Annotated in this window: 17 protein-coding genes and 1 rRNA gene; 12 read left to right on the forward strand and 6 right to left on the reverse strand. The window is 42.7% G+C overall.

What is annotated here, in order from left to right; all coding sequences use genetic code 11:
* The 7 genes from rrf to G7092_RS00035 all read left to right on the forward strand — a co-directional run bounded on the left by rrf (position 1) and on the right by G7092_RS00035 (position 6,205).
* A 5S ribosomal RNA gene (rrf, locus tag G7092_RS00005) occupies positions 1-112 on the forward strand.
* Positions 113-301: 189 nt separating this feature from the next.
* Positions 302-559: a DUF7660 family protein gene (locus tag G7092_RS00010; protein ID WP_166084922.1), complete on the forward strand. Its 258-nt coding sequence runs from the start codon at positions 302-304 to the stop codon at positions 557-559.
* A 197-nt stretch (positions 560-756) separates the two neighbouring features.
* Positions 757-1,989 (forward strand): WG repeat-containing protein, encoded by a 1,233-nt coding sequence (locus tag G7092_RS00015; protein WP_166084924.1) that lies wholly within the window; start codon positions 757-759, stop codon positions 1,987-1,989.
* A gap of 160 nt (positions 1,990-2,149) precedes the next feature.
* The gene (locus G7092_RS00020) at positions 2,150-2,731 is read left to right on the forward strand and encodes a sigma-70 family RNA polymerase sigma factor (RefSeq protein ID WP_166084926.1); all 582 of its coding nucleotides are present in this window, start codon (positions 2,150-2,152) and stop codon (positions 2,729-2,731) included.
* A 60-nt stretch (positions 2,732-2,791) separates the two neighbouring features.
* On the forward strand, positions 2,792-3,562 hold the full coding sequence (locus G7092_RS00025; RefSeq protein ID WP_166084928.1) for an SDR family NAD(P)-dependent oxidoreductase: 771 nt from the start codon (positions 2,792-2,794) through the stop codon (positions 3,560-3,562).
* A 122-nt stretch (positions 3,563-3,684) separates the two neighbouring features.
* The gene (locus G7092_RS00030) at positions 3,685-4,242 is read left to right on the forward strand and encodes a thioredoxin family protein (protein ID WP_166084930.1); all 558 of its coding nucleotides are present in this window, start codon (positions 3,685-3,687) and stop codon (positions 4,240-4,242) included.
* 373 nt (positions 4,243-4,615) lie between these two features.
* Entirely contained in the window at positions 4,616-6,205 is a 1,590-nt protein-coding gene (locus tag G7092_RS00035; RefSeq protein WP_166084932.1) for a right-handed parallel beta-helix repeat-containing protein, read from the forward strand.
* Positions 6,206-6,254: 49 nt separating this feature from the next.
* On the opposite strand, the gene G7092_RS00040 is transcribed toward G7092_RS00035, so the two are convergent.
* Positions 6,255-6,524, reverse strand: coding sequence for a CHC2 zinc finger domain-containing protein (locus G7092_RS00040; RefSeq protein WP_166084935.1), 270 nt, complete (start codon positions 6,522-6,524; stop codon positions 6,255-6,257).
* 241 nt (positions 6,525-6,765) lie between these two features.
* Between G7092_RS00040 and G7092_RS00045 the strand changes: the two genes are divergently transcribed.
* The gene (locus G7092_RS00045) at positions 6,766-8,595 is read left to right on the forward strand and encodes a glycoside hydrolase family 35 protein (protein ID WP_166084937.1); all 1,830 of its coding nucleotides are present in this window, start codon (positions 6,766-6,768) and stop codon (positions 8,593-8,595) included.
* Between the two features lie 30 nt (positions 8,596-8,625).
* On the forward strand, positions 8,626-8,940 hold the full coding sequence (gene rhaM / locus G7092_RS00050) for an L-rhamnose mutarotase (RefSeq protein WP_166084939.1): 315 nt from the start codon (positions 8,626-8,628) through the stop codon (positions 8,938-8,940).
* Positions 8,941-8,994: 54 nt separating this feature from the next.
* On the opposite strand, the gene araA is transcribed toward rhaM, so the two are convergent.
* The 5 genes from araA to G7092_RS00075 all read right to left on the reverse strand — a co-directional run bounded on the left by araA (position 8,995) and on the right by G7092_RS00075 (position 15,561).
* Positions 8,995-10,485 (reverse strand): L-arabinose isomerase, encoded by a 1,491-nt coding sequence (gene araA, locus G7092_RS00055; RefSeq protein ID WP_166084940.1) that lies wholly within the window; start codon positions 10,483-10,485, stop codon positions 8,995-8,997.
* 54 nt (positions 10,486-10,539) lie between these two features.
* Positions 10,540-11,910 carry a glycoside hydrolase family 27 protein gene (locus tag G7092_RS00060; protein ID WP_166084942.1) on the reverse strand — a complete coding sequence of 457 codons (1,371 nt, stop codon included), beginning with the start codon at positions 11,908-11,910 and terminating at the stop codon, positions 10,540-10,542.
* 7 nt (positions 11,911-11,917) lie between these two features.
* Positions 11,918-12,616 (reverse strand): L-ribulose-5-phosphate 4-epimerase, encoded by a 699-nt coding sequence (locus G7092_RS00065; RefSeq protein ID WP_166084944.1) that lies wholly within the window; start codon positions 12,614-12,616, stop codon positions 11,918-11,920.
* 4 nt (positions 12,617-12,620) lie between these two features.
* Positions 12,621-14,327 (reverse strand): ribulokinase, encoded by a 1,707-nt coding sequence (locus G7092_RS00070; protein WP_166084947.1) that lies wholly within the window; start codon positions 14,325-14,327, stop codon positions 12,621-12,623.
* Between the two features lie 301 nt (positions 14,328-14,628).
* Positions 14,629-15,561 (reverse strand): ketopantoate reductase family protein, encoded by a 933-nt coding sequence (locus G7092_RS00075; protein ID WP_202985182.1) that lies wholly within the window; start codon positions 15,559-15,561, stop codon positions 14,629-14,631.
* Between the two features lie 414 nt (positions 15,562-15,975).
* On the opposite strand from G7092_RS00075, the gene G7092_RS00080 reads away from it, so the two are divergent.
* The 3 genes from G7092_RS00080 (at position 15,976) to G7092_RS00090 (ending at position 23,440) form a co-directional block, all read left to right on the forward strand.
* Positions 15,976-19,287: a SusC/RagA family TonB-linked outer membrane protein gene (locus tag G7092_RS00080; protein ID WP_235953743.1), complete on the forward strand. Its 3,312-nt coding sequence runs from the start codon at positions 15,976-15,978 to the stop codon at positions 19,285-19,287.
* Between the two features lie 17 nt (positions 19,288-19,304).
* Entirely contained in the window at positions 19,305-21,071 is a 1,767-nt protein-coding gene (locus G7092_RS00085; protein ID WP_166084949.1) for a RagB/SusD family nutrient uptake outer membrane protein, read from the forward strand.
* Between the two features lie 119 nt (positions 21,072-21,190).
* The gene (locus tag G7092_RS00090) at positions 21,191-23,440 is read left to right on the forward strand and encodes a glycoside hydrolase family 2 protein (protein ID WP_166084951.1); all 2,250 of its coding nucleotides are present in this window, start codon (positions 21,191-21,193) and stop codon (positions 23,438-23,440) included.
* Positions 23,441-23,758 lie beyond the last annotated feature (318 nt).

Here is a 23,758-nt window from a genome sequence, read left to right on the forward strand (position 1 = left end):
TCAGGTGCCTATATCGGCGGTGTCTACCTCTTCCCATTCCGAACAGAGAAGTCAAGCCCGCCAGAGCCGATGGTACTGCGGTAAAACGTGGGAGAGTAGGTCGGTGCCAAATCTTATCACCTTAAATGGTGTAAAACTTAAAGCCTCAGAGTTATCTGAGGCTTTTTTTATTGCTCTTTTTTTCTGGTTTATATCTTTTTCGTCTATAGCCCTTATCCTGTGGCTTTATCTGGTGAGACTAGCTTGTATTCCCTGTGTTATGTATCTCAATAACTATCTTTGATTAGAAAAGTTAGAATTTATGAGTAACGAAATATCAGCAACAGAGGTTGTAGATCGTGAATCCTTTATAAGGTTTTTAGGTTCCTTACGCAAGCAGTTTGAAAATAATCCAGGTATATGGGAAAATACTAAGCTTGGCGATTTTCTTGAAGCTTTGGAAATGTATACAGAAGATGTACAGGGCTATTATAATAATGTTTATCCAGGAATTAATGCAGACATCCCTTCCTGGCGGATATTCGCAGATATATTAAAAGGTGCTTCGATGTATGAGTAAGATGAGGGTATAGACATTGTTTTCATTAACGAAATTAATATTGGCGATTAGTAAAAGTCAAACTATGGGAGTTGGTAATATTGGGTTTTTCCGGCAGAAAACTCTGGCATCGGTAGTAATATAAGGTCTTCAATAGATAAAAGCTCCCCTAAAACAATTGTTAAACAGAATTTATTCTTTATTAGTTATCTATCTATATGTGTTCTATTAAATACTTTTTAGCAGTTAATATTTTTATGCTTTCAGGGTTGACGGCAAGTGCACAACAAGTAGCATATGCCATAATGCCGGGAAAGGGGATCAGTTCCATCTCATCATTTTCGGAGGGCGTAGCAAAAGCAAAGATAGGATTAGGAAAGACCGGATTTGTAGATAATACGGGAAAGTTTGTAGTTAAAGCTATATATGAAGATGCCGGGAGTTTTCATGACGGATTGGCCTGGGTGAGTAAAACCATTGATAATAATTTGAAATATGGTTTTATCGACAAAACAGGAACCCTGCAGATCCCTTTTCTGTTTGATGAAGTAAAAGATTTTTCGTTTAACCGGGCAGCCGTAAAGAAAAGTGGCCGGTGGCAATATATTGATAAAAGAGGAAAGATGGTATTGAATAGCTCTTTCGTTCGGATCGATACCTTAATTGACAATATGTACAATGGTGCTTATAATGAAATAAAAGCAAATCCGACATCTTTTCATAGCGGATTATTATTGGTTCACCGTGGAAACAGGTATGGCTATGCTGACACCTCTGGGAAAATGATTATCCCCCCTAAATTTTATATGGCGAGAGATTTTTCAGATGGTGTTGCGCTCATTGTAACGGATACTGTTGTATCAGCACAAATGACAGGTAACGATACTTTGAACAAAATGTACAATAAACTTCCGCCTGACCCGGCAACTTTTAAATGGAGTTTAATTGACAGCACCGGAAAAGTGTTATGTACATTAGATTCTGCCAAAAGCATAAAAGAACTGGGAGAGGGGCTCACCGCATTTACAAATGGTGATGATTATTCGGCAATATGGGGTATCGTTAATAAAAATGGAAAAGTAATTTTAGCACCGCAGTTTGAAAAACAGCCCATAGGTTGTTCGGATGGTGTTGTCCTTGTTCAGGTCGATGGCCAGTCAGGTGATAACAAAGACGGATATTTATTAACCTTTGATAAAGCAGGCAACCGAATTGCTAAAATACCACTTTGTAATGCCGGCAATTGTATCAACGATTCCAATTTGAATTTCCACGAGGGATTACTGGCGGTTAAGGTAGGCCGTATGTGGGGCTATATGGATAAAAACGGCAATATGGCGATCCCCCCGCAATTCGATACCGCGTTAGATTTTCAAAATGGACTGGCAGTTATCGTGACGATGGATAGTCAGGTGGGGGCAATTAATAACCCTTTAAAAGAGAAAAGGTGATTGCCGAATGTAAATCTCAAGATTTACAGGTTTTTGCTTTTAAGCTAATTTACAACTTATCCATAAGTTACTTCGCAAGCATTCTTATTTATATATAATGACAAACTAACTACAAGTTGATCTATAACTTTGCGTCAAATACTTTAAAACATCCATATCGTTGACACAAGACTGTAACATATTTGAAATTTGGGAAGAGTACAAATCATCTCTTTATCGCTTTATCCTGAACCGGGTTCTGGAAGAGGAGGAGGCTAAAGATTTGCTGCAAGAGGTACTTTTAAAAAGTTATCAGTATTGTTCAAAGGGAAAAACCGTGTTTTATCTTAAGTCCTGGTTATATAAAATAGCAACTAATACTATTATTGACTATTATAAAAAAGCGGGCAACCGGCAGCCATTGGTGGACGATCTGATTGCTGAGGAAAATAATGGATCTGTAATAGGTGAGGCATCAGTTTACATTAAAGCGTTATTGCGTCTGTTACCTGATGAATATGCGATTCCTTTGGCTATGTATGATTTGGGTGATATCAGCCAGAAAGACATTGCCCAAAAACTAGACTTGAGTTTAACGAATACCAAATCGCGTATACAACGAGGACGAGTGAAGCTAAAAGAGCGTTTTTTAGAATGCTGTGCTGTGACCTTTGATGAGAATGGGGAAATGATCAGCTTTGATATTAAGCCTCAGTGCAAGGAGTTACAGGCAGAAAAAATGCGACTCGAAAAAATATTTTAATTTCTTCTGCATCTTTTTTCAGATAGCCAGTCATAGGAGCAAATTTTAAAGGATTCTCTTATGAACAATCAATTTCAAAACAAAACAGCCATTGTCATTGGCGGGAGTAGCGGTATTGGAAAAGCTACTGCTAAAGAATTATTGCAGCAAGGTGCCGAATGGGTAGCCATTATAGCCAATGACCAAACAAAATTAAATGAGGCCCAGAAAGAATTATCCACACTTGGATATGTCAAAACTTTTAAAGCCAACCTAACCAGCTGGACAGACGTTAATAGAGTTATCGAATATGTTAAAAGTTTGGACAAAACAGACTTACTGGTCAATGCAGCCGGGGTCTTTCACCCCAAAACATTTGTTGAGCATACCACTGCCGATTATGATAAATATCTTGATCTGAATAAGGCAACCTTCTTTATTACCCAGCAAATAGTTAAAAATATGATTAAACAAGGGTATGGCAGCATCGTTAATGTGGGTAGCATGTGGGCACATCAGGCTGTCTTGGCAACGCCTTCATCAGCCTATTCCTTAGCTAAAGCTGGCCTGCATAGCTTAACTCAGCATCTTGCAATGGAGCTGGCCGCAAACCATGTTCGTGTAAATGCAGTAGCCCCGGCAGTAGTGGTTACTCCAATTTATGGTGCTTTTATTGAAAAAGAGAAGATCGAAGAAACACTACAGGGTTTTAATTCATTTCATCCAATTGGTAGGGTAGGCAGGCCAGAGGATATCGCCAAAACTATATGTTTTTTACTATCAGACGAAAGCTCATGGGTTACAGGTGTTGTTTGGGACATTGATGGTGGAGTAATGGCTGGCCGTAATTAACTTTAAGAGAACTTCGACAAAAAACTGACCGGTTTTCAATTAATCATTTGTAAATTACCAGTCAGGGTAAAGCCTGTTGAAAAACAGGCTTTACCTCATTTTTAATAATAAAAGTATAATCGATGGATTTTTTAGCTTATCAGCAGCTCTTTCAAGACATTTTAGACGGACCTAATCCGCCAGCGCCTTACGATAGCCCGGATTATTTGAATTATACCAGACTAAACTGGTCGCGGCAGCAAAGATGGTTAAAGATTGGTGTACTGAATGAGGAATTAGTTGCTGTGATAAAAAATATAAAGAAACAGCAATTCTGGACAGTCATCACCGAGCCCTGGTGTGGCGATGCGGCTCATTCATTGCCATTTATACATCGGTTATCAGAACTGAACCCTTTAATAAAGGTAAACTATCAATTAAGAGATACCGCGCCATTTTTAATCGATCAATACCTAAGCAATGGAAAAAAAACGATTCCCAAGCTAATCATAGCCGATCAGGAAAAGCATGACCTTGCTGTTTGGGGATCACGGCCAGCAGCGTGTCAGCTATTATACAATCGGTTGCTCGAAGAACACGTAGAAATGCAGCAAAAAAAGATTGAGTTACAGAAATGGTATAATGAAGACAAGGGCGTGAGCTTGCAAAATGAGCTTCTTGCAATTTTGCTGACTATATAATTAGTAATTAAATATAGCAGGTTCAGACTTATTATTCTGGCATTTGATTGATTAGGATATCTGAGTAAAAGGTTTGTGCCAACTCTTAAAGTTAGGCTGTATTGTATTATGTAACCAGATATAGAAAATATTTTACTAAGTGATAATACTTTATGATTAAGATTAATCAAAGGGTAATGCTATATTATTCTTATGTATTTTTCTTTTGATATTTAGTATTTTTTATACATTTGAGCATTATAGTTTTTTATTGCTGTCCGCAATGTATATAAAGCTTAATGTTTTGTATGCATTGTACGAGTCATCCCTAGGCTCGTTTGAGAAAAACATCTATACCAATTTTATTTATTAATCTTTTAACTACAAAACATCTATGAAAAATTTTAGGGAAGTAAGCATGCTGCTTATGAAATTCGCTATGCTTACAATTATTTTACCTGTTGCATCTTGCAATAAAAATCAACTTATTGATAATAAATCGTCTGCCGGTATCCACCGTTCCGACAATAGTCTCGGTAAAGCGGATAGCACACTTACGATGTATTATGTAGATGGCAAAAATGGAAGTGATGCCAATGACGGTAAATCATTGCAAAAGGCCTGGAAAACAATCCAAAAGTCCTGTAATAGTGCAACACCCGGTAGTACAGTTGCTATTCTTGGGGGTGTTTATAATGAGCATGTTGTAGTTAATGTTTCGGGCTTAAGCGGCAAACCTATAAATTTTATTAACTACGCTAACGGAAGTGTTACTATAGATGGTTCGGGTAAGCCTGGCAATGTGATATTAAAAATCGTTGACAAAAGCTACCTTAATTTTAGAGGACTAACTATTAAAAATCTTACGAAAAATAATGCACAGGGAATTCTGGTTGATGCCACAGAGAACGGTGGAGTTACAGCACTTAGTTTTAAACATCTGGTAGTCTCGCAAATTAATTGGACGGCAAATGCTGCTACCAAGCCAAATAGTAGCCAGAACGCTCAGGCTTTTATAGTTTATGGAGAAGGAACAACGCAGGCTAATGCAGTTACCAATTTAGTAATAGATAGCTGCGAGGTAAGTAATAATATACTGGGTTACAGTGAGGCAATTTCATTGGATGGTAATATAGACGGATTCTCCATTACACACTGCCTGGTGCATGATAATACCAATATCGGCATTGCTGCAATTGGAAATTATGGTACAAGCGGAAATGCTCAGCTTGATCAGGCCAGAAATGGCATTATCCGTCAAAATATCTGCTATAGGGATGTTGCTGCCTACTCCACTAGTGGCGGGATATATGTGGACGGTGGACGAGATATAAAAATTGAAAGGAATCTGAGCTATCAAAATGGCTTTGGTATCGAAGTAGGAAATGAGCAAAATGGATCGGCCAGCAATGTTACAGTTGTTTCAAATATACTTTACTCTAACCAGGATTCAGGGCTTGCATTTGGCGGATATGACGTAAAAACAACTGGCCAGGTATTGAATTGTTCATTTTATAATAACACCCTTTACATGAACGACACCGGTATGAACGGTAATGGAGAAGTTTTGATCACTAAGGCAACAAATTGCAAAATGGAAAACAATATTTTTTACACAGGTAATCAGGCATTGTTATTTAGTCTTACGCCGATAACTCCGCAACAAAATAACACGTTCAACTTTAATTGTTTTTATTCGCCCGATGGTGATCAGAATAATGTAAGCGTAAATTGGTTAAAGAAAACGTATGATACTTTTGCAGCCTACACGAAAGACACTAAACAAGACGGCAAATCAAAATATGTTAACCCTAATTTTAAAAATCCTACTGCATCATCTCCGGATTTTCATTTGACGGCCTTAAGTACTATTGCCAAACTGGGTGATATCAATATTATTACCGACCCATCCCAAACTGATTATGACGGCATTCTTTTGATTAGTGGTGGAACAACTACCATTGGGGCATTTCAATTACATTAATGCATCATTCTAAAAAAAGGTATCGCATTACACCATGTGGTACCTTTTTTTAATTTCCTGATCCTATCAGCTGCGCGATAGCTTCTTCTCGGCTTTTGCCCTCCATATACATGATAAACTCGATGGGGCCGCCGTCTTTGCCGCAGCCAAAACATTTGAAGATATTTTTTTCGGGCGATAACATAAATGAGGTTCCCTGATCTGCATGGAAGGGGCAGCGGCCTTTTAAATTTCTGCGGCTTTCTACAAGCAAAATATATTTGGAAGCAATGCTGACCAGGTCGGCCCCGGTTCGGGAATAAGTTTCTTCAGCAGACATAAAATGGTATTCTGTTTTACAGCGGGCAAAAATACATTTTAAGCGATTTTTTAAAAGATCTGGTACGCCATTGTGGAAAAATAATCAAGGGTAATTAATTCATCAACACCATTGCTCCTGGTGTTTGACCGTTTATAAGAAAATATCCCCTGCAATTTGCGATTTTACCCCCTTTATTTTATCAGAAAAAGCCTGTATTTAGCAGGTACAACCTAACAAAATAACACCACCAATTAATTTTATGCTTTTAAGAAATAAGTTACACGCCCTGTGTTCCGGTATTTTAATGCTGATAGCTTTATATACCCATGCACAAACTCAGCATTCCTTTGCTTTATCTGATACTGCCTTTATGCTGGATGGTAAACCATTCCAAATGATCAGCGGCGAAATGCATTATCCCCGGGTACCTCGTGAAGCCTGGCGTGCCCGGATGAAAATGGCAAAGGCGATGGGCCTAAATACCATTGGCACCTATGTTTTCTGGAACCTGCACGAACCACAGAAAGGCGAGTTTGATTTCAGCGGAAATAACGATGTGGCCGAGTTTGTAAAAATGGCACAACAGGAGGGGCTTTGGGTGATCCTAAGACCAAGTCCGTACGTTTGTGCCGAATGGGAGTTTGGTGGTTATCCTTATTGGTTGCAAAACGAAAAGGGTCTGGTTGTTCGCAGCAAAGAAGAGCAATATTTGAAAGAGTATGAAAAATATATCAAAGAAGTAGGCAAACAGCTGGCACCACTGCAAATCAATCATGGCGGTAATATCCTCATGGTGCAAATAGAAAATGAGTATGGATCATACGGTAGCGATAAAGAATACCTGCAGATCAATCAAAAGCTATTTAAAGAAGCTGGTTTTAATGGCTTGCTTTATACCTGTGATCCTGCGCCCGATCTGGTAAACGGGCATTTGCCGGGATTGTTACCAGCGATAAATGGCGTGGATGATCCCGCGAAAGTAAAAAAGATCATCAACGAAAATCATGGAGGCAAAGGGCCTTACTATATAGCCGAATGGTACCCGGCTTGGTTTGATTGGTGGGGTACAAAGCATCATACTGTACCCGCGGAACAATATAGCGGCCGGCTCGACTCCGTATTAGCTGCCGGTATTTCCATCAATATGTATATGTTTCATGGTGGTACTACCCGCGCATTTATGAACGGGGCCAATTTTAAAGACGAAACACCCTACGAGCCACAGATAAGCAGCTATGATTATGACGCCCCCTTAGATGAAGCTGGTAATGCTACACCCAAATTTATGGCATTTAGAAGTGTGATCGAAAAGCATTTGCCGACAGGTGTGCATTTGCCGCCGGTTCCGGTTGCTAAACCCGCTGTGCAGATCCCGGCCATAAAGCTTACCCAGTCGGCAAGCATACTGCAGAATTTGCCGATAGCTAAGACTAGCCCCAAGCCGCTTACGTTTGAGGATTTGAACCAGGACTATGGGTTTGTATTATATCGGACTACTGTAAAAGGAGGCATAAGTGGTTTGCTGAAATTACAGAGGTTAAGGGATTATGCCATTGTTATGGTTAACGGGAAAACTATCGGCACACTTGATCGCCGTTTAAAACAGGATAGCTTACCGGTTACCTTGCCTGCCGGTAATGTGACGCTGGATATATTGGTTGAAAATATGGGCCGGATTAATTTTGGCAAATATCTTTTACAAAATAAAAAGGGTATTACAGAAAAGGTGTTATTTAACCAGAAAGAGCTTACTGGCTGGAAAATGTATGGTTTGCCTTTCAAAAATCTGAACGGTTTAAAATATCAGCCGGTAGCTTACAAAGGTACGGCACCAGTAATTGAAAAAGGATCATTTAATTTGAATAAGGTTGCCGATACCTACCTGGATATGCGCAAATGGGGTAAGGGCCTGGTATGGGTAAATGGTCATAACTTAGGTAAATATTGGAACGTTGGGCCGCAGCAAACATTATATTTACCTGCGGAGTGGTTAAAAAAGGGACAAAATGAGGTAGAGGTTTTAGAACTGCTTAAGCCAGAACAAACTCTTTTACAAACATCCGAAAAACCTATTTTAGATCAGTTATAGTAAATTTGCTTTAACCAAAATAGACCCGTTATGCAAAGAGTCGCTTTTAAGATGCATCTTTTACCTGGTAAAACACAGGAATATAAAACGCGGCACGATCAGATATGGCCCGAACTGGTTACTCTGTTAAAACAAAGTGGTATCGGCGACTATTACATTTACCTGGACGAGGAAACAAATATGCTTTTTGGCACTTATCTGACGACTGATTTAAATACTATTAATAAACTTCCGGAAAGCCCGGTGATGCAAAAATGGTGGCAATATATGGCTGATATCATGGAAAGTAACAGCGATCATTCGCCCAAAAGCGCCCCATTACAGGAAATGTTTTATTTGGCTTGATGAATTGTTAAGAATAATAAGCCCCGAAGTAAACATTTACTCCGGGGCTTATCTCTATTTATAAGCTACCTCGTTCCACCTGATCTCATTCCGAAACTGGTCTATGCGGGTATCTTTTCCGATACGTAAAAATTCAATACCCGCCATGTCGGCAAAATCCTGGAGATGTTCAGCAGTTAAATTCTGGCTGTAAGCGGTATGGTGTGCCCCGCCGGCGTATATCCAGGCAGCGCACCCGGTTCTCATATCTGGATATGGTTTCCATAACACACGGGCAACAGGGAGCTTTGGCAGATCATTCACGGGCTCAACTGCTTCCACCTCATTAATCAGCAAGCGAAAACGGTTACCCATATCAACCAGCGCCGCATTAAGCGCAGGGCCGCCTGCTACATTAAATACCAGCCTTGCCGGATCGGCTTTGCCGCCAATACCTAAGGGATGAACTTCTAGCGTTACTTTGCCATTGGCCAAAGAGGCATCTACCTCCAGCATGTGCGAGCCCAGTACCAGCGCGTTATTCGGATCGAAATGATAAGTGTAATCTTCCATAAAAGCGTTGCCGCCCTTTAATCCGGCTCCCATTACTTTAAAAGCTCGTACCAGGGCAGCGGTTTTCCAGTCGCCCTCACCGGCAAAACCATAACCATCGGCCATCAGTCGTTGGGCGGCAATTCCTGGTAATTGTACCATACCATGCAGGTCTTCAAAGGTGTCTGAAAAACCTTTAAAGCCACCGTCGACTAAGAACTTCCGCAATCCTAATTCTATCCTTGCGGCCTCATAAATAGAGGAATATTTATCGCCACCTTTTTTAAGCGAAGCATCCATCGTGTATGTAGCTTCATATTCTTCTGTTAATGTATTGATATCCGTATCGCTTATTGAATTAATTACCGCTACCAGGTCGCCAATGCCATAAGTATTTACGGAGAAGCCAAATTTTAGCTCGGCCTCCACCTTGTCTCCATCAGTAACGGCAACAAAACGCATGTTGTCGCCAAAGCGTACAAATTTGGCGCCCTGCCAGTCGTACCAGCCAGCCGCGGCACGTGTCCATGCATCTATCTGGGCTAAAACTTCAGGATCCTGCCAGTGCCCAACAACTACTTTGCGGTTAATGCGCATCCGCGATACCATAAAACCAAATTCACGGTCGCCATGGGCGCTTTGGTTCAGGTTCATAAAATCCATGTCGATAGAGCTCCACGGAATATCACGGTTATACTGAGTATGCAGGTGTAATAGCGGCTTTTTCAAGATGCTTAAACCCCGTATCCACATTTTGGCAGGGGAGAAGGTGTGCATCCAGGTAATAACACCAATGCAATTTTCGGCCACGTTTGCCTGTTGCAGCGTGGTATATATTTCATCTGTGCTTTTTACAACGGGTTTATAAACTACGCGTACAGGAATTTTATCGGAGCTATGGAGCCCAGCGGTGATCTTTTGCGAGTGTTCGGCAACCAGTTTTAATGTTTCTTCACCGTAAAGATCCTGGCTCCCGGTAACGAACCAAACTTCAAATGTTTTCAGGTCGATCATTTTATAATTATTGAATTATTGATTTAGTGAATTAGTGATTCACGACTTTTTTAATTATTTGATATCAGATGATAATCTGAGCAGGGCCGCACCATGTGCATTGATATTTTGCTGGTAGTTTGTTTTGTATTGGCCGATGGTTTGTTTTTTCCAGAGATCGCGGACGGTTACTTTGCCTTTGAGGCCTAGAGATGTGAAATCTACTGCGACTGATTTAGCATCATCCCCAATGTTAAATAAGGCTACATACAGGTCTTTGCTATTTTGTACATGCGAATACCAAACCATAGCGCCGTCTTTTTTGTATAGTTGGCGTGGGTTTTCGCCATTTTGATTAGCGGCGAGTACCTCAGCATTGGTAAATAGCTTCAATTCCAGTTCGCGGTTTTCGGGTAAGTTACCACCCAGCATCAAGGGCGAACGGTATATGCTCCAGAAGGTCATGTGGGTATACAACTCATCTTCGGTAAAACGGCTGTATCGCTCAACACCAACCGGACCGCGTTTTGATAGCTTGCCTATCTGTATCATATCGCAATCGGGCCAATGACCGGGGCCGCCAACGCCTTCCCAGTTTTTGGCATAATCAAACATGTGCAGCACTTCTTTCCAGTTATCCCAAAAGTCATCGGCCATGCGCCACATGTTAGCATATTGGGTAGCATGCGTGGCTTGGTTAAGTGGTGTTTCGCCCGGTGACAGACTTAAAACTACAGGTCTGCCGCATTGATCGATCGCTTTTTTATAACCTTCCACTTCGGCTGCGCTGTAAGGGCGGGAAAGGTCATCAACCTTAATAAAATCAACGCCCCATGAGGCATATAGCTCTAATAAGGAGTTCAGGTATTCCTGCGCGCCTGGCTTTTTCATGTCGAGCCCATACATATGGTTCATCCATGGGCATTTGGAATTGGTGTCTGCAACCATATCGGCAGTAATGCCGTTGGTGCCTTTTATCGGCGACTTTGCCCATACGGCTTGTCGCGGGATACCGCGCATTACATGGATGCCGAATTTTAAGCCCTGAGCATGCACATAATCGGCAAGTGGTTTAAAACCGTTACCGCCAAACGCCGATGGGAATTTGTTGGGCTGTGGCGTTAATCGTCCCCATTTATCCATGGTTAGCCAGGGGATGTATGACCCATCTTCTAACCGTTTTTGAAAAGGGTTGCCGATATTGCTGCCCGGAGGATTATCATATGACCATAAAAAATCGACCACGATATATTGCCAGCCATATGGTTTTAAGTATTTGGCCATATAATCGGTATTGGCTTTAACTTCATCCTCGTGAACGGCCGAGCCAAAACAGTTATAACTATTCCAGCCCATGGGTGGTGTAGCAGCTATTTTTGTTTGTGCCGAGATTTTAACGTTGAGCAGAATGCCCGTGGCAAATAGGAGTAAATAGGATAATTTCATGGTTGTATTATTGACCGTAATAAGAATCGGGCCCGTGTTTGCGCTCATAATGTTTTTTGATGAGCGAATCTTTTAAACGGGGAGCATAATTATCTATTTGTTCTGTTAAATGGGCCATGTGCGCAACGGCCTCCAAAACTGCGCTGTTATAAACCGCTTTTTCGGCAGTCTTTCCCCAGGTAAAAGGGGCATGATTGCCTACCAATACCATCTCAATCTCTTTATAATCAAGCCCGTTCTCTTTAAAATAATCTATGATCTGGAAACCCGTTTGATATTCATAATCTCCGGCTATCCTATTGTCTTCCATGGGCGGTGCGCAGGGAATGTCGGTAGTTAGATGATCGGCATGAGTTGTACCGAAAATGGGAATACATCGCTGTGCCTGTGCCCAGGCCGTGGCATAAGTGGAATGGGTGTGTACAATGCCACTAATGCCTGCCCAATATTTATACAAAACAGCGTGTGTTTTAGTGTCTGATGATGGGCGCAGACTGCCTTCTATCGTATTGCCATCAAAATCAACGATCACCATTTTTTCAGGTGTAAGTTCATCATAAGGGACACCGCTGGGTTTGATGGCAAAAACACCCAGGTCCCTGTCGGCAGCGCTTACATTGCCAAAAGTGAACAGTACCAGTCCCAATTTAGGTAATTGCATGTTTGCCTCATAAGCCGTTTGTTTGATATGTTGATACCTGCTCATGGGATTAATTGTTTTGAAGTTCGGCTTCTGCGGTTTTAGCTATTTGCCAGGCTACAAACTCCCCGAGATGTTTATATTGCCCATACCGGCTACTGTAAATATCCTTAAGATCAGTGTTAGGATAATATTCTTCATCAAAGCCGCCACCCATAGCGGTCATGGCTTCTTCAACGGTTGGATATATACCGGCTACCACGGCGGCAAACATGGCTGCACCCAGGGCGCAGGTGTGTTTAAACTGATGGATACGGATAGGCATGTCCAGCACATCGGCCATCATTTGCATCACAAAAGGTGATTTTTTGGCCACACCGCCAATACCGATGATCCCCTTAACTAGTATGCCTTCGCTAATAAACCTGTCCACAATGCTTTTTGCTCCAAAACAGGTTGCTTCTGCCAGGGCACGGAAAACCCGGGGCGCATCGCTGCCTAAACTCAATCCGATTATGGCTCCCTTCAGTTCCTGGTTGGCATCTGGTGTACGCCGGCCATTAAACCAATCGACAGCCAATTCATTGGGTGTATCAACTGGAATCAATGCAGCCTGTTTGCTCAGTTCAGGAATAATCAGATCGCTCAGCTCAGCTTTCAACGCTTTGACTGTGGCCTCGTCAATTATTTTTGATTTGGACAGTAAATGATTAATGGGCCATGAAATCATGTTTTTAAACCAGGCATAAGTATCGCCAAAGGCCGATTGCCCGGCTTCTAAACCCACCATGTCGGGGATAACCGAGCCATTTACCTGTCCGCATATACCGTGTACCAGTTTACCTTGCATGTTAGCCGTTGGGGCAACCAAAATGTCACAGGTAGATGTACCCATTACCTTGCTCAAATAATAAGGTTCAATTTGCCCGCCCACGGCCCCCATGTGCGCGTCAAAAGCACCAGTACCCACTACAACTGTTGTTGACAGACCCAAACGTTCTGCCCATTCGGCGCTTAGTGTGCCGGCTGCCTGGTCGGCGGTGTAGGTATCTTTATAAAGTTTGTCGGTAAATCCTTTTAATAATGGGTCAAGCGACGAAAAGAAATCATCGGGAGGCAGGCCATCAAATTCTTCGGCCCACAGGGCTTTATGCCCGGCGGAGCAGCGCCCACGTTTAATGGCTTTAACATCAGTACCGCCTGTAAGTAAAAAAGGTATCCAGTCGCAATGCTCCACCCAGGAAGCGGCTGCATTTCTTACAGAAACGTCAGTCCTCAAAACATGCAATAACTTAGCCCAAAACCACTCGGATGAATAGATGCCACCCACATATTGGAGATAATTGATATCAAATAAAGCGGCATGGGCATTGATTTCGGCTGCTTCTTTAACACTGGTGTGATCTTTCCATAACACAAACATGGCGTTCGGGTTATTTTCAAAACCGGGGGTTAAAGCCAGAGGGGTACCGTAAGCGTCAACCGCAACGGGAGTGGAGCCTGTGGTATCAACGGATATGCCTTTGATAGAATCAACAATGCCGGTACCGCCTGCCTTCGCAATACAATCTTTTATTGTTGCTTCCAGGCCATCTATATAATCCTGCGGATGCTGCCTGAACTGGTTTATGGACGGTTCGCAAAACAGGCCATCACGCCAGCGGGGGTATTCATATACAGACGATGCTACTTCCTGGCCATTTGCAGCATTTACAATAACGGAGCGTACAGAATCAGATCCATAGTCCACCCCAATCACCCATTGATTTTTATTCATATATAATTAGTGTTTTTATAACACTTATTTTAATTGACATTGAAGTGCTTATCGCCAAATATCTGCTGATGATTATTTAATTAAAGAACATCAGCAATGAAACGACAGAGCGGTTAATAAATAGCTATAACTGGTTGTAAAATATTAATTGTTAATATAACACTAAAACAAAAGTATAAAAAGTTTTATACAAACAAAATTTAAAATAGAGGATTGCATTCCTGTAGAGACGCATCACATGCGTCTCAAACTGTACAGAATTAGGAATAGTTTGTCAAAAGGAGACGCATGTGATGCGTCTCTACATAACACCCCGGCTGGTTTCCAATGCCCGGATAATGGTATATAACGTTTCGTTAACAGGGGTGGGTACCTGGTATTTGTGGCCAAGTTCTATCACCTTTCCGGCAAAGAGGTCTACTTCGCTTTTACGCCCGGCTTCGATGTCCTGTAACATGGAAGTTTTTCCTTCGGGGCCAAGTCCGTCAACTATGCGTGTAAATTCATCCATATCGTCCTGACCCAGGAAAATACCCATTTGATGCGACAGCGCTATTACTTCTTCGGCGGCCATCAGCATGAGTTTACGGGCTTCCTTATTTTGCTGAAATTGACTGTATGTTGCCTTCAGTACGGCTGATGCCTGGTTAATGCCGGTGTTCATCATAAACTTAAACCAGAGTGCCTTGTACATATCAGCAGGGATATGATGGGGGATACCAGCCTTTTCAAATAATTCTTTTACAGCCTGTACCCTTTGGGAAAGCGTACTATTATCCTTTTCGCCAAAAACTATCCGGCCAGGATTGGAGTAGGTGATCGTACTACCTTCGCGAACGGCATCCATCCCCACGCCATAGGCAAAAAGTAAATGCTTCATCCCGATTGTTTCGCCTATCTGTTCTTCGCTGGATATGCCATTGAGTAACGAAATAACAATGGTGTCCTCATCCACAAATGTGCTCAAATCGTTTATGGCGGCAGCGAGTTGTGGGGCCTTTACCGCAACAATGATAAGATCGGCAGGAGGCTGAGAACGGTCGCCGGGTTCAACATAATTGAATTTATAAGAGCTTCCGTTAATCCTGATATCTGCGTTTTGATAGTTTTTGATACGCTCAGGAGAAGCGATGATCTTGACCAGACCGGGGGTTATATCCTGTAATTTGGCTGCATACATACCGCCCATTGCACCCAGACCTACGATATAAACATTATTGATATGATTCTTCACGATAAATAAGCAACGATGATATAGTGGCCGAAGTTAGACAACCTCCTCATATGTTTACGGATTTTCTGCCCGGAATAATCCATTATTTACAGTTGGATGATCCTGCCTTATTAAAATTTAATCTGACCATCTGTCTAAAATATAGGCCTTATAAGCCTTATTGGTAAGGCCATTTAGAATTTTACCCCTATTTCCTTAGGATTTTACCCCTCCCTCTGCTGTCGATAACAGCAAATTTGTTGAAACCTCCAAAACAAATTATGAAAGAGAAGACATTTTATTAACCCATCCGGGTATTGCGGCTTAATGTCCTTTTTATTCCCGCCGGTCAGGAATCGGGAACTGAGTAAAGGTGCAGATATGTGCCTTTTTAATGATCATACACCAACAAAATTTAAAACTTATTGAATTAAGATGGATAAAATTTACTCATTGAATTGCCAGGGTGTGCGCATGGTAAAGTGTTTTAAAAATCTCCTTGCAACCCTTATGATACTTACTTTGTTTATTGGCAGCGCCTACGCCCAAACGCGAAAGATTTCGGGTACGGTAAAAGATAGCAAAGGGGAGACGCTACCCGGGGTAAGCGTTAAATTAAAAGGTACCGCGAACGGTACGGTTACGGATGCGAAAGGTACTTATACAATTAGTGTACCTTACAATAATGCCATACTGGTGTTTTCCTATATTGGTTTTATTACCCAGGAAAAAGCTGTGGGTAGTCCGCCGGTGGTGGATGTTGTACTGGCCGAACAAAGCACCAGTCTTAACGATGTGGTAGTTGTGGGTTACGGAACCCAGAAAAAAGTTAACCTGATAGGTTCAGTAGCCACTATTGGTGCAAAAGATCTGGAAAACAGATCGGTAACCAATGTGTCATCGGCTTTAACAGGCTTGAGTGCAGGTGTATCGGTGATGCAAAGTTCTGGTAAACCGGGTTCCGACGGTGCCACCATTCGCATCAGGGGGATGGGAACCTTGAATAATAACAATGCCCTTGTAGTTATCGATGGTATACAAGGCACTTTAGATGCTGTAAACCCGGACGATATAGAAAGCATTTCTATACTAAAGGATGCCGCCGCGGCTTCTATATATGGTTCATTGGCTGCCAATGGTGTTATCCTGGTGACCACCAAAAAAGGGAGCAAAAATAAAACCACGGTAACTTATACCGGTATCGCTTCCAAAACCAACCCGAGCAACCTGCCTTCATTTGTGACCGATTATGTGAGGCACATGCAATTGGTGAATGAAGGTTACCAAAACCTGGGTCAAACACCGGTTTATACCGCGGCTACTATAGCCCAGTGGCAAAAAGCTGATGCCGATCCTAACGGGTTAAATGCCATTGGCGTACCCAATTATATTGCTTACCCTAATACCAACTGGGCAAAAGTAATTTTTCAGAATAATGTATTACAGGATCATAACCTATCCATCAGCGGCGGTAATGAAACTACCCAGTTCCTGCTATCAGCTGGTTATACGGGCAACCCGGGCACTATGCAAAATACGGGATCGGACAGGTACCAGTTCCGGGTGAATTTGCAGACCAAAGCAACCAAATTTTTAACCGTGGGTACACAAACATTTGCTTCATTGCAAACTTTTGGCCTGGCTAGCACCAGTAATGCCTTTAACTATTTAAGGCAAACTACACCGGGTGTTTATCCTTATTATAACGGTAAATATGGTTTCCCTTCGGCTCCCGAAGAATCATCAACCGCTAATAATATCCTGAGTTATTTAACCTCAACCGGCGGAAGCGACCAGGAATCCAGGATCAATACTACGCTTTTTGCTAATGTCGACCTGTATAAAGGTTTAACCCTGGAAACCAAGTTTAATTATCAGACCCGTTTCGAGGAGAATAATTCCTACAGCATTCCTTTCGAAAAATGGGATTTCTCGACCAATACCCTAAAACAGGCAGCAACCGCGCCATCGCAGCTGAGCACTTATTATGATTTTAATAAGAATTACCTCATCACACTCGACGCCGTATTGAGATATAATACCACTATTGCTAAAAATCATACCATTGGCGCTTTGGTAGGTTATGATCAGTACCAATACAAATATTACTATTTCGACGCTACCAAATTAGGTCTCATCGACCCTACAATTACCACCTTGAGTTCGGCAACTACACCAACAGCTGCCACAGGCGACGCCTATGATTATACTTTGAGATCGTTCTTCGGTCGTTTAAACTATGATTATAAATCACGCTACCTGCTGGAAGCGGTATTCAGGTATGATGGGTCATCCAAATTTGCACCGGCTAACCGCTGGGGTTTTTTCCCTGCCTTTGCTGCTGGCTGGCGCCTCTCTGAAGAGCCCTTTATGCAAAACGTGAATGAATATGTGGGCAACTTAAAGCTTCGTGCCTCCTGGGGACAAACAGGTAACAACGTGCTAAACTCCAATGCTGCATTGGGTAATTATGATTATCTGGCCACTTATAGCCCTACTGCTTATTCTTACAACGGGGCTGCGGTAACCGGTTTGGCTCAAACAAAATTTGCTAACCCCAACCTGAAGTGGGAAACTACCACCACCAGCAACATAGGTTTGGATGGAACCTTGTTTAAAGGTAAAATGAATTTTGAGATTGATGCTTATCGTAAATATACCACCGGTATCTTATTTACTCCAACCATACCATTAACAGTTGGTACGGCCACGGCGGCTACACAAAACATTGCCGAGGTATCCAATAAAGGTATCGAGGTTACCTTGGGTTATCGTGGCCAAACCGGCGGTTTAAGCTACAGCGTGTCTGGTAATTTTGCCTACAACTTTAACCGGGTCGAAAAATATAATGGTACCCTGCAGCAAGGTTACACCACCGATGCCAATGGAAACCAGGTTTATTCATCAAACATTGGTCAGGTTTCGAGCGGAGGTACCACCAGGGTTATACAGGGACATGCTATTAACGAGTACTACCTGTACCCGGTGTATAAAGGAAATGGAAGTTACTACAATGCAGATGGCTCTGTAAATAAAAATGGCGGCCCTAAAGATGGTATGATCCGTACACCGCAGGATTTGGCCTGGTTGCAGAGTATGATGAACGCAGGTTATAAATTTCAACCAGCCAATGGTATTGGCAAAACCAAGATCTATTATGGCGATTTGATCTATGCAGATAGCAATGGCGATGGTGTATATGGTAATAGTTATGACGCCCAGCTTACCAATAAGTCATCCACGCCAAAATATAATGCCGGCTTACAGTTCAATGTATCCTATAAAGGTTTTGATTGCTTTATGATATGGGCCGGAAGCTTTGGCATGTATTATTATTGGAATGATACCGGCTATAATAACTCCATTGTTTCCTTAGGTAATGCCGTAAGTACCCTGGTAGCCAATAATCACTATTATTACAATGATGCCAATCCATCAGACCCGGCTAATAATATCAACGGATATTATCCACGTTTAAAAAACACCTCTGATGTGCAGAATGCCGCGGTAGCCAGCAATTTCTATCTGTATAATGCATCGTACGTAAAATTGAAGAATGTTCAATTAGGCTATACACTTCCAAAAAGGCTAACCCAGAAATGGTCATTAAGTAAAATCAGGATCTATGTAGCCGCTGAGAATTTATTCACGATAACCAAGTACCCTGGACTTGATCCAGAAATAGGCCCAAGTGTGGGTTATCCAACCATGCGTCAATACTCTGTTGGTTTAAATGCTGCTTTTTAAGCTTAAATAAAAAAACGATGAAGAAGATATTTATATTGATATTAACTGTAGCCATAGTAACGGGCTGCAAGAAAAACCTGCTTGATACATCGCCTTATTCTTCTGTTGCCTCATCCAATATGTGGACAACCGATAATTTAACCGATCTGGGTGTTACCGGGGTATATCAGGCATTGAGATTAGGCGAAAACTCTGGAGGCGATTCGGGTCTGGAGTTATATATGATGGATCGCTTTGGTTTTACCGGGCAAACCCGCAGCCAGGAATCCATGTTATCTGGCACCATAACTACCGGTAACGGAATTTACAGCAGTACATGGCAAAATTTGTATGAAGGTGTACAACGTTCAGATGACGCTATCAAAAATATACCACTAAAATCGCCTTCCGATCCGGCGAAAAAAGCGCGTTATGTAGCGGAGTGTAAATTTTTGCGGGCCTATTTTTACCTGCGCTTAAACCAGTTATGGAAAGGTGTACCTATTTATCTGGAGCCTTTCACTGCCGACCAGGCTACCAAAGCCCGTTCGTCTGAAGCTGATGTGTGGAATCAGGTAGTGGCCGATTTAACTGACGCTATCAATGAGCCCAACCTTCCTTCCATCTACGCGGCAGGGGCAGCCAACTATGGCCATGTTACCAAAGGCGCGGCTTACGCGCTGCGTGGCAAAGCCTATTTGTATCTGCAAAAATGGGATCTGGCTGCTGCCGATTTCGCCATGGTAAAATCGGCCGGATATGCCCTGTTTGCTAATTATACCACGCTGTTTAAGGCCGCCAATGAGCAATGCAGCGAGATGATATTTTCTATTCAGAACGTAGCCGTTGCAGGTGGCGGAACCACCGGTTATGGTTCAACCACGCAATGGTTCTGCGGTACGCGCTCCTCTTTTGGTTCCTGCTGGAATGATTACCTGGTATCGCCCAACCTGGTTGATCTTTACCAGAACCTGGATGGTTCGCCTTTTAACTGGGATTCGGTTTTGCCAGGTTATTCTGGTATGACTCCTGCCCAGCGGGAAGTGTTTTTTTTAAGAAACAATCTTACGGCTGCCGAAATAGTTGCCGCTACAACCAGGGGGGCGCAAATGAGTTTGTATTTACCAACAGGTAACGAGGCCCGCATACTACAGGCTTATGCTAACCGCGACCCTCGTTTGGCTGCCAATGTAATTACCCCATATGCTACTTATAATGGCGTATTTGGTTCAAACAATGCAACTGTAACTTCACGCTGGCCATATCGTGCCGAAGCTGCGTTGGGTGGCGATTTACGTACCGATACTCAAAGCTATTTTTATTACCTGTACCGGAAATTTGTTTACGAAGGTAACGCCGAACTCATTAACAGGGCATATGGACCTACCGATTTCCCGCTGATCAGGTATGCTGATGTGCTGCTGATGTGGGCCGAAGCTTTGAATGAACAAGGTTTAACAGCCGATGCCGTTGCCAAAGTTAACGAGGTGAGGACAAGGGCTGGTGTGGCTTTATTAAATTCAAGCGCCGCTACCATGGTGGCTGGGCAGGCCGATCTGCGCGAGCGCATCAGGAATGAGCGCCGTGTAGAGTTCCCGAACGAAGGCATCAATTATTTTGATGAGTTAAGGTGGCAATCATGGAAAGCGAAAGTGTTTTACGCAGGCAATGGTGTAAAACAAGTTTGGGGTGCCAATGTGTATACCTATTCTTTTCAGGGCGATTATATTTATACCTGGCCCATCCCGCTGGTAGAAACACAAAGAAACCCGAATCTGAAACAAAACGCCGGTTGGATAAACTAAAAAGAGAATCAAGAGATATGAGTTAAGAATCAAGAAAAACCATAAGCTGATCTTAAAGCGGCGAATAATCTTGATTCTTGACTCTCTGTTCTTGCTTCTATCCTCTCTCTACATCTTATATGAATAAATTACTATCGGGATATTTTTATCTCTTTTTGCTGCTGTTTGCTGGTACGGGTGCCCCATCATCAGGTGCGGTTCATCATATCGCACATCCGACTCACCCGACCATCGCTGCGCTCGGTCCCCCTCTCTTCGCCTTCGGCGGAAAGAGGGGATTTGAAAAAAAGTTTCCCCACCCTCTATGCGGCGCAGCCGGAGAGAGGGTCGCCCAGCGAAGCGCAGGTGGGGTGAGTCGTCTGCGAGTTGCAATTACCCCCTCCCGCCAAACCATCAGCTTCAACACCGACTGGAAATTTCACATGGCCTATGATGTTCGTAAACAGCCGGAAACTTTTAATGTAACGTTGCCCCATACCTGGAATGCGCAGGATGTACTATCGGGTAAAGGTAGTTACCAAAGGGAAAGCGGTATTTATGAAAAAAGCTTTACGATTGATCCTGCATGGAAAAATAAACGCTTGTTTTTATATTTTGAAGGTGCCAATTCTGTGGCAACGGTGCTGGTAAACAAGCATTTTGTTACGGAGCATAAAGGTGGTTATACGGCCTTTTGTGTAGAGATCACAGGCTTTGTGAAACCTGGTGAAGCAAACCAGGTAGAAGTACAGGTGAGCAATGCTGCGCGAACGGATGTATTGCCGCTATGCGGCGACTTTAATGTGTATGGAGGCATCCACCGGCCGGTTTCCTTACTGGTTACCTCGAAAGATTGTATCTCGCCTTTGGATCATGCTTCGCCGGGTGTTTATCTCACACCCCAATCGGTATCTGAGCAATCGGCTACGGTGAATATTTTAACCAAGCTATCGGTAGCAACTATAGCAGGGTTACAGATCAGGTCGGACATGGTTGATGCGCAGGAGCATGTTGTTGCTTCGGTTACCAATGTTGTAAGTAATGGCCTGACTGCTACACAAACCATCAGCCTGAAACAACCGCATTTATGGAACGGAAAGACAGATCCTTATGTATATCGTGTACAGGTAAGCCTGCTCAAAAACGGGCAGTTGATCGATCAGGTAGTACAGCCTTTAGGGTTAAGATATTATCACATAGATGCCAATAAAGGTTTTACCCTGAATGGTAAATACCTCGATCTGCACGGTGTGGGTTTTCATGAGGATGTAGAAGGGAAAGGCTCGGCCTTAGATACCGTTGATTATGACAGGGATATGCAGTTGATCAAAGAAATAGGCGCTACCGCACTTCGCTTAACACATTACCCGCATGGCAAATACTTTTATGATTTGTGCGATAGGAGTGGCATGGTGGTATGGTCGGAGATCCCATTGGTTGGCCCGGGAGGGTATACCGGTGCGGGATATTTAAAGAACCCGGAATTGGAGCAACAGGCCCGGCAGGTGCTTACCGAAATGATCCGCCAGAATTATAACCATCCATCGGTTTGTTTCTGGGGATTATTTAATGAGCTGAAACTGGATCATGACGACCCGGTACCATTTATTAAAGAGCTGAATACTTTGGCGAAAAAAGAAGACCCGAACAGGCCGACCACCTGCGCTACGTTTTTAGATAGCGACCGCTTTAACGAGGTATCCGACCTGATAGCCTGGAATAAATACTATGGCTGGTACGATGGTGAATTTAAGCAGATAGGTACCTGGGCCGATAAAGCGCATCGCAATTATCCGCAAAAGCCCGTTGCCGTAAGCGAATACGGAGCAGGCGGCAGTCCGTTTAAGCATACCGAGAACAATGTTAAACCAGATGCCGACGGAAGGTTTCATCCGGAAGAGTGGCAAACCAGCTACCACGAAGTGAACTGGCTGGAGCTAAATAAAAGGCCATTTATCTGGGGTAAGTTTGTATGGGCACTGGCCGATTTTGGCTCATCCATCCGCACAGAAGGGGATACCTCCGGCATCAACGACAAAGGCCTGGTTACCTATGACCGGAAAGTAAAAAAAGATGCTTTCTATTTTTACAAAGCCAACTGGAACCCCGAACCCATGCTCTATATCACTGACCGCAGGAACGAGGTACGAACACAGCAGGCTACGGTTATTAAAATATACAGTACCATAGCGCATGTAAAGCTAAGGGTTAATGGAGCTTTCATTGCCAATGGTGAGCCCGACGGGTTTCACATCATCCGCTGGGAAAACGTCCCGCTGCGCAAAGGAAAAAACAAAATTGAGGTAAGCGCTACTGCGGATGGAAAGGTTTTACAGGACACCTGCGAATGGACACTGGAAGATAAAAGCGGCATAACAAAAAGCAATTAATGATGATGTTAAGTAAAATAAAAAACATGTCATTGCGAGGAACGAAGCAATCGCATGCTATACAGAGCCGCTTTGTAGGGCCTGAAATTCATCGCCAATTGCTTTTTAATGCCCCAAAATTTGGGTATATTTGTATATACAACGGCCCGGTTTTCTTCTTAAAAAAAGGAAACCGGGCCGTTTTGGTTAAGGAAAATAAGGTCAAAAATTGATCGATTTGTATTTAGTTATTTGAATATCAGTAAATTAATACTTTTTAAACCTTTCAAAACCCGTCGAAAATTTGTTAAAAAGTGTTAAAATGGCGTTAAAATTTAG

It is taken from the genome of Mucilaginibacter inviolabilis (assembly GCF_011089895.1).
GTDB classification, from domain to species: domain Bacteria; phylum Bacteroidota; class Bacteroidia; order Sphingobacteriales; family Sphingobacteriaceae; genus Mucilaginibacter; species Mucilaginibacter inviolabilis.

Coding starts and splice junctions, on each gene's coding strand:
- G7092_RS00025 (WP_166084928.1), top strand. CDS start 2,792: ATGAACAATCAATTTCAAAACAAAACAGCCATTGTCATTGGCGGGAGT.
- G7092_RS00065 (WP_166084944.1), bottom strand. CDS start 12,616: ATGAGCAGGTATCAACATATCAAACAAACGGCTTATGAGGCAAACATG.
- G7092_RS00035 (WP_166084932.1), top strand. CDS start 4,616: ATGAAAAATTTTAGGGAAGTAAGCATGCTGCTTATGAAATTCGCTATG.
- G7092_RS00085 (WP_166084949.1), top strand. CDS start 19,305: ATGAAGAAGATATTTATATTGATATTAACTGTAGCCATAGTAACGGGC.
- G7092_RS00070 (WP_166084947.1), bottom strand. CDS start 14,327: ATGAATAAAAATCAATGGGTGATTGGGGTGGACTATGGATCTGATTCT.
- G7092_RS00015 (WP_166084924.1), top strand. CDS start 757: ATGTGTTCTATTAAATACTTTTTAGCAGTTAATATTTTTATGCTTTCA.
- G7092_RS00045 (WP_166084937.1), top strand. CDS start 6,766: ATGCTTTTAAGAAATAAGTTACACGCCCTGTGTTCCGGTATTTTAATG.
- G7092_RS00040 (WP_166084935.1), bottom strand. CDS start 6,524: ATGTCTGCTGAAGAAACTTATTCCCGAACCGGGGCCGACCTGGTCAGC.
- G7092_RS00030 (WP_166084930.1), top strand. CDS start 3,685: ATGGATTTTTTAGCTTATCAGCAGCTCTTTCAAGACATTTTAGACGGA.
- G7092_RS00060 (WP_166084942.1), bottom strand. CDS start 11,910: ATGAAATTATCCTATTTACTCCTATTTGCCACGGGCATTCTGCTCAAC.
- rhaM (WP_166084939.1), top strand. CDS start 8,626: ATGCAAAGAGTCGCTTTTAAGATGCATCTTTTACCTGGTAAAACACAG.
- G7092_RS00080 (WP_235953743.1), top strand. CDS start 15,976: ATGGATAAAATTTACTCATTGAATTGCCAGGGTGTGCGCATGGTAAAG.
- araA (WP_166084940.1), bottom strand. CDS start 10,485: ATGATCGACCTGAAAACATTTGAAGTTTGGTTCGTTACCGGGAGCCAG.
- G7092_RS00090 (WP_166084951.1), top strand. CDS start 21,191: ATGAATAAATTACTATCGGGATATTTTTATCTCTTTTTGCTGCTGTTT.
- G7092_RS00010 (WP_166084922.1), top strand. CDS start 302: ATGAGTAACGAAATATCAGCAACAGAGGTTGTAGATCGTGAATCCTTT.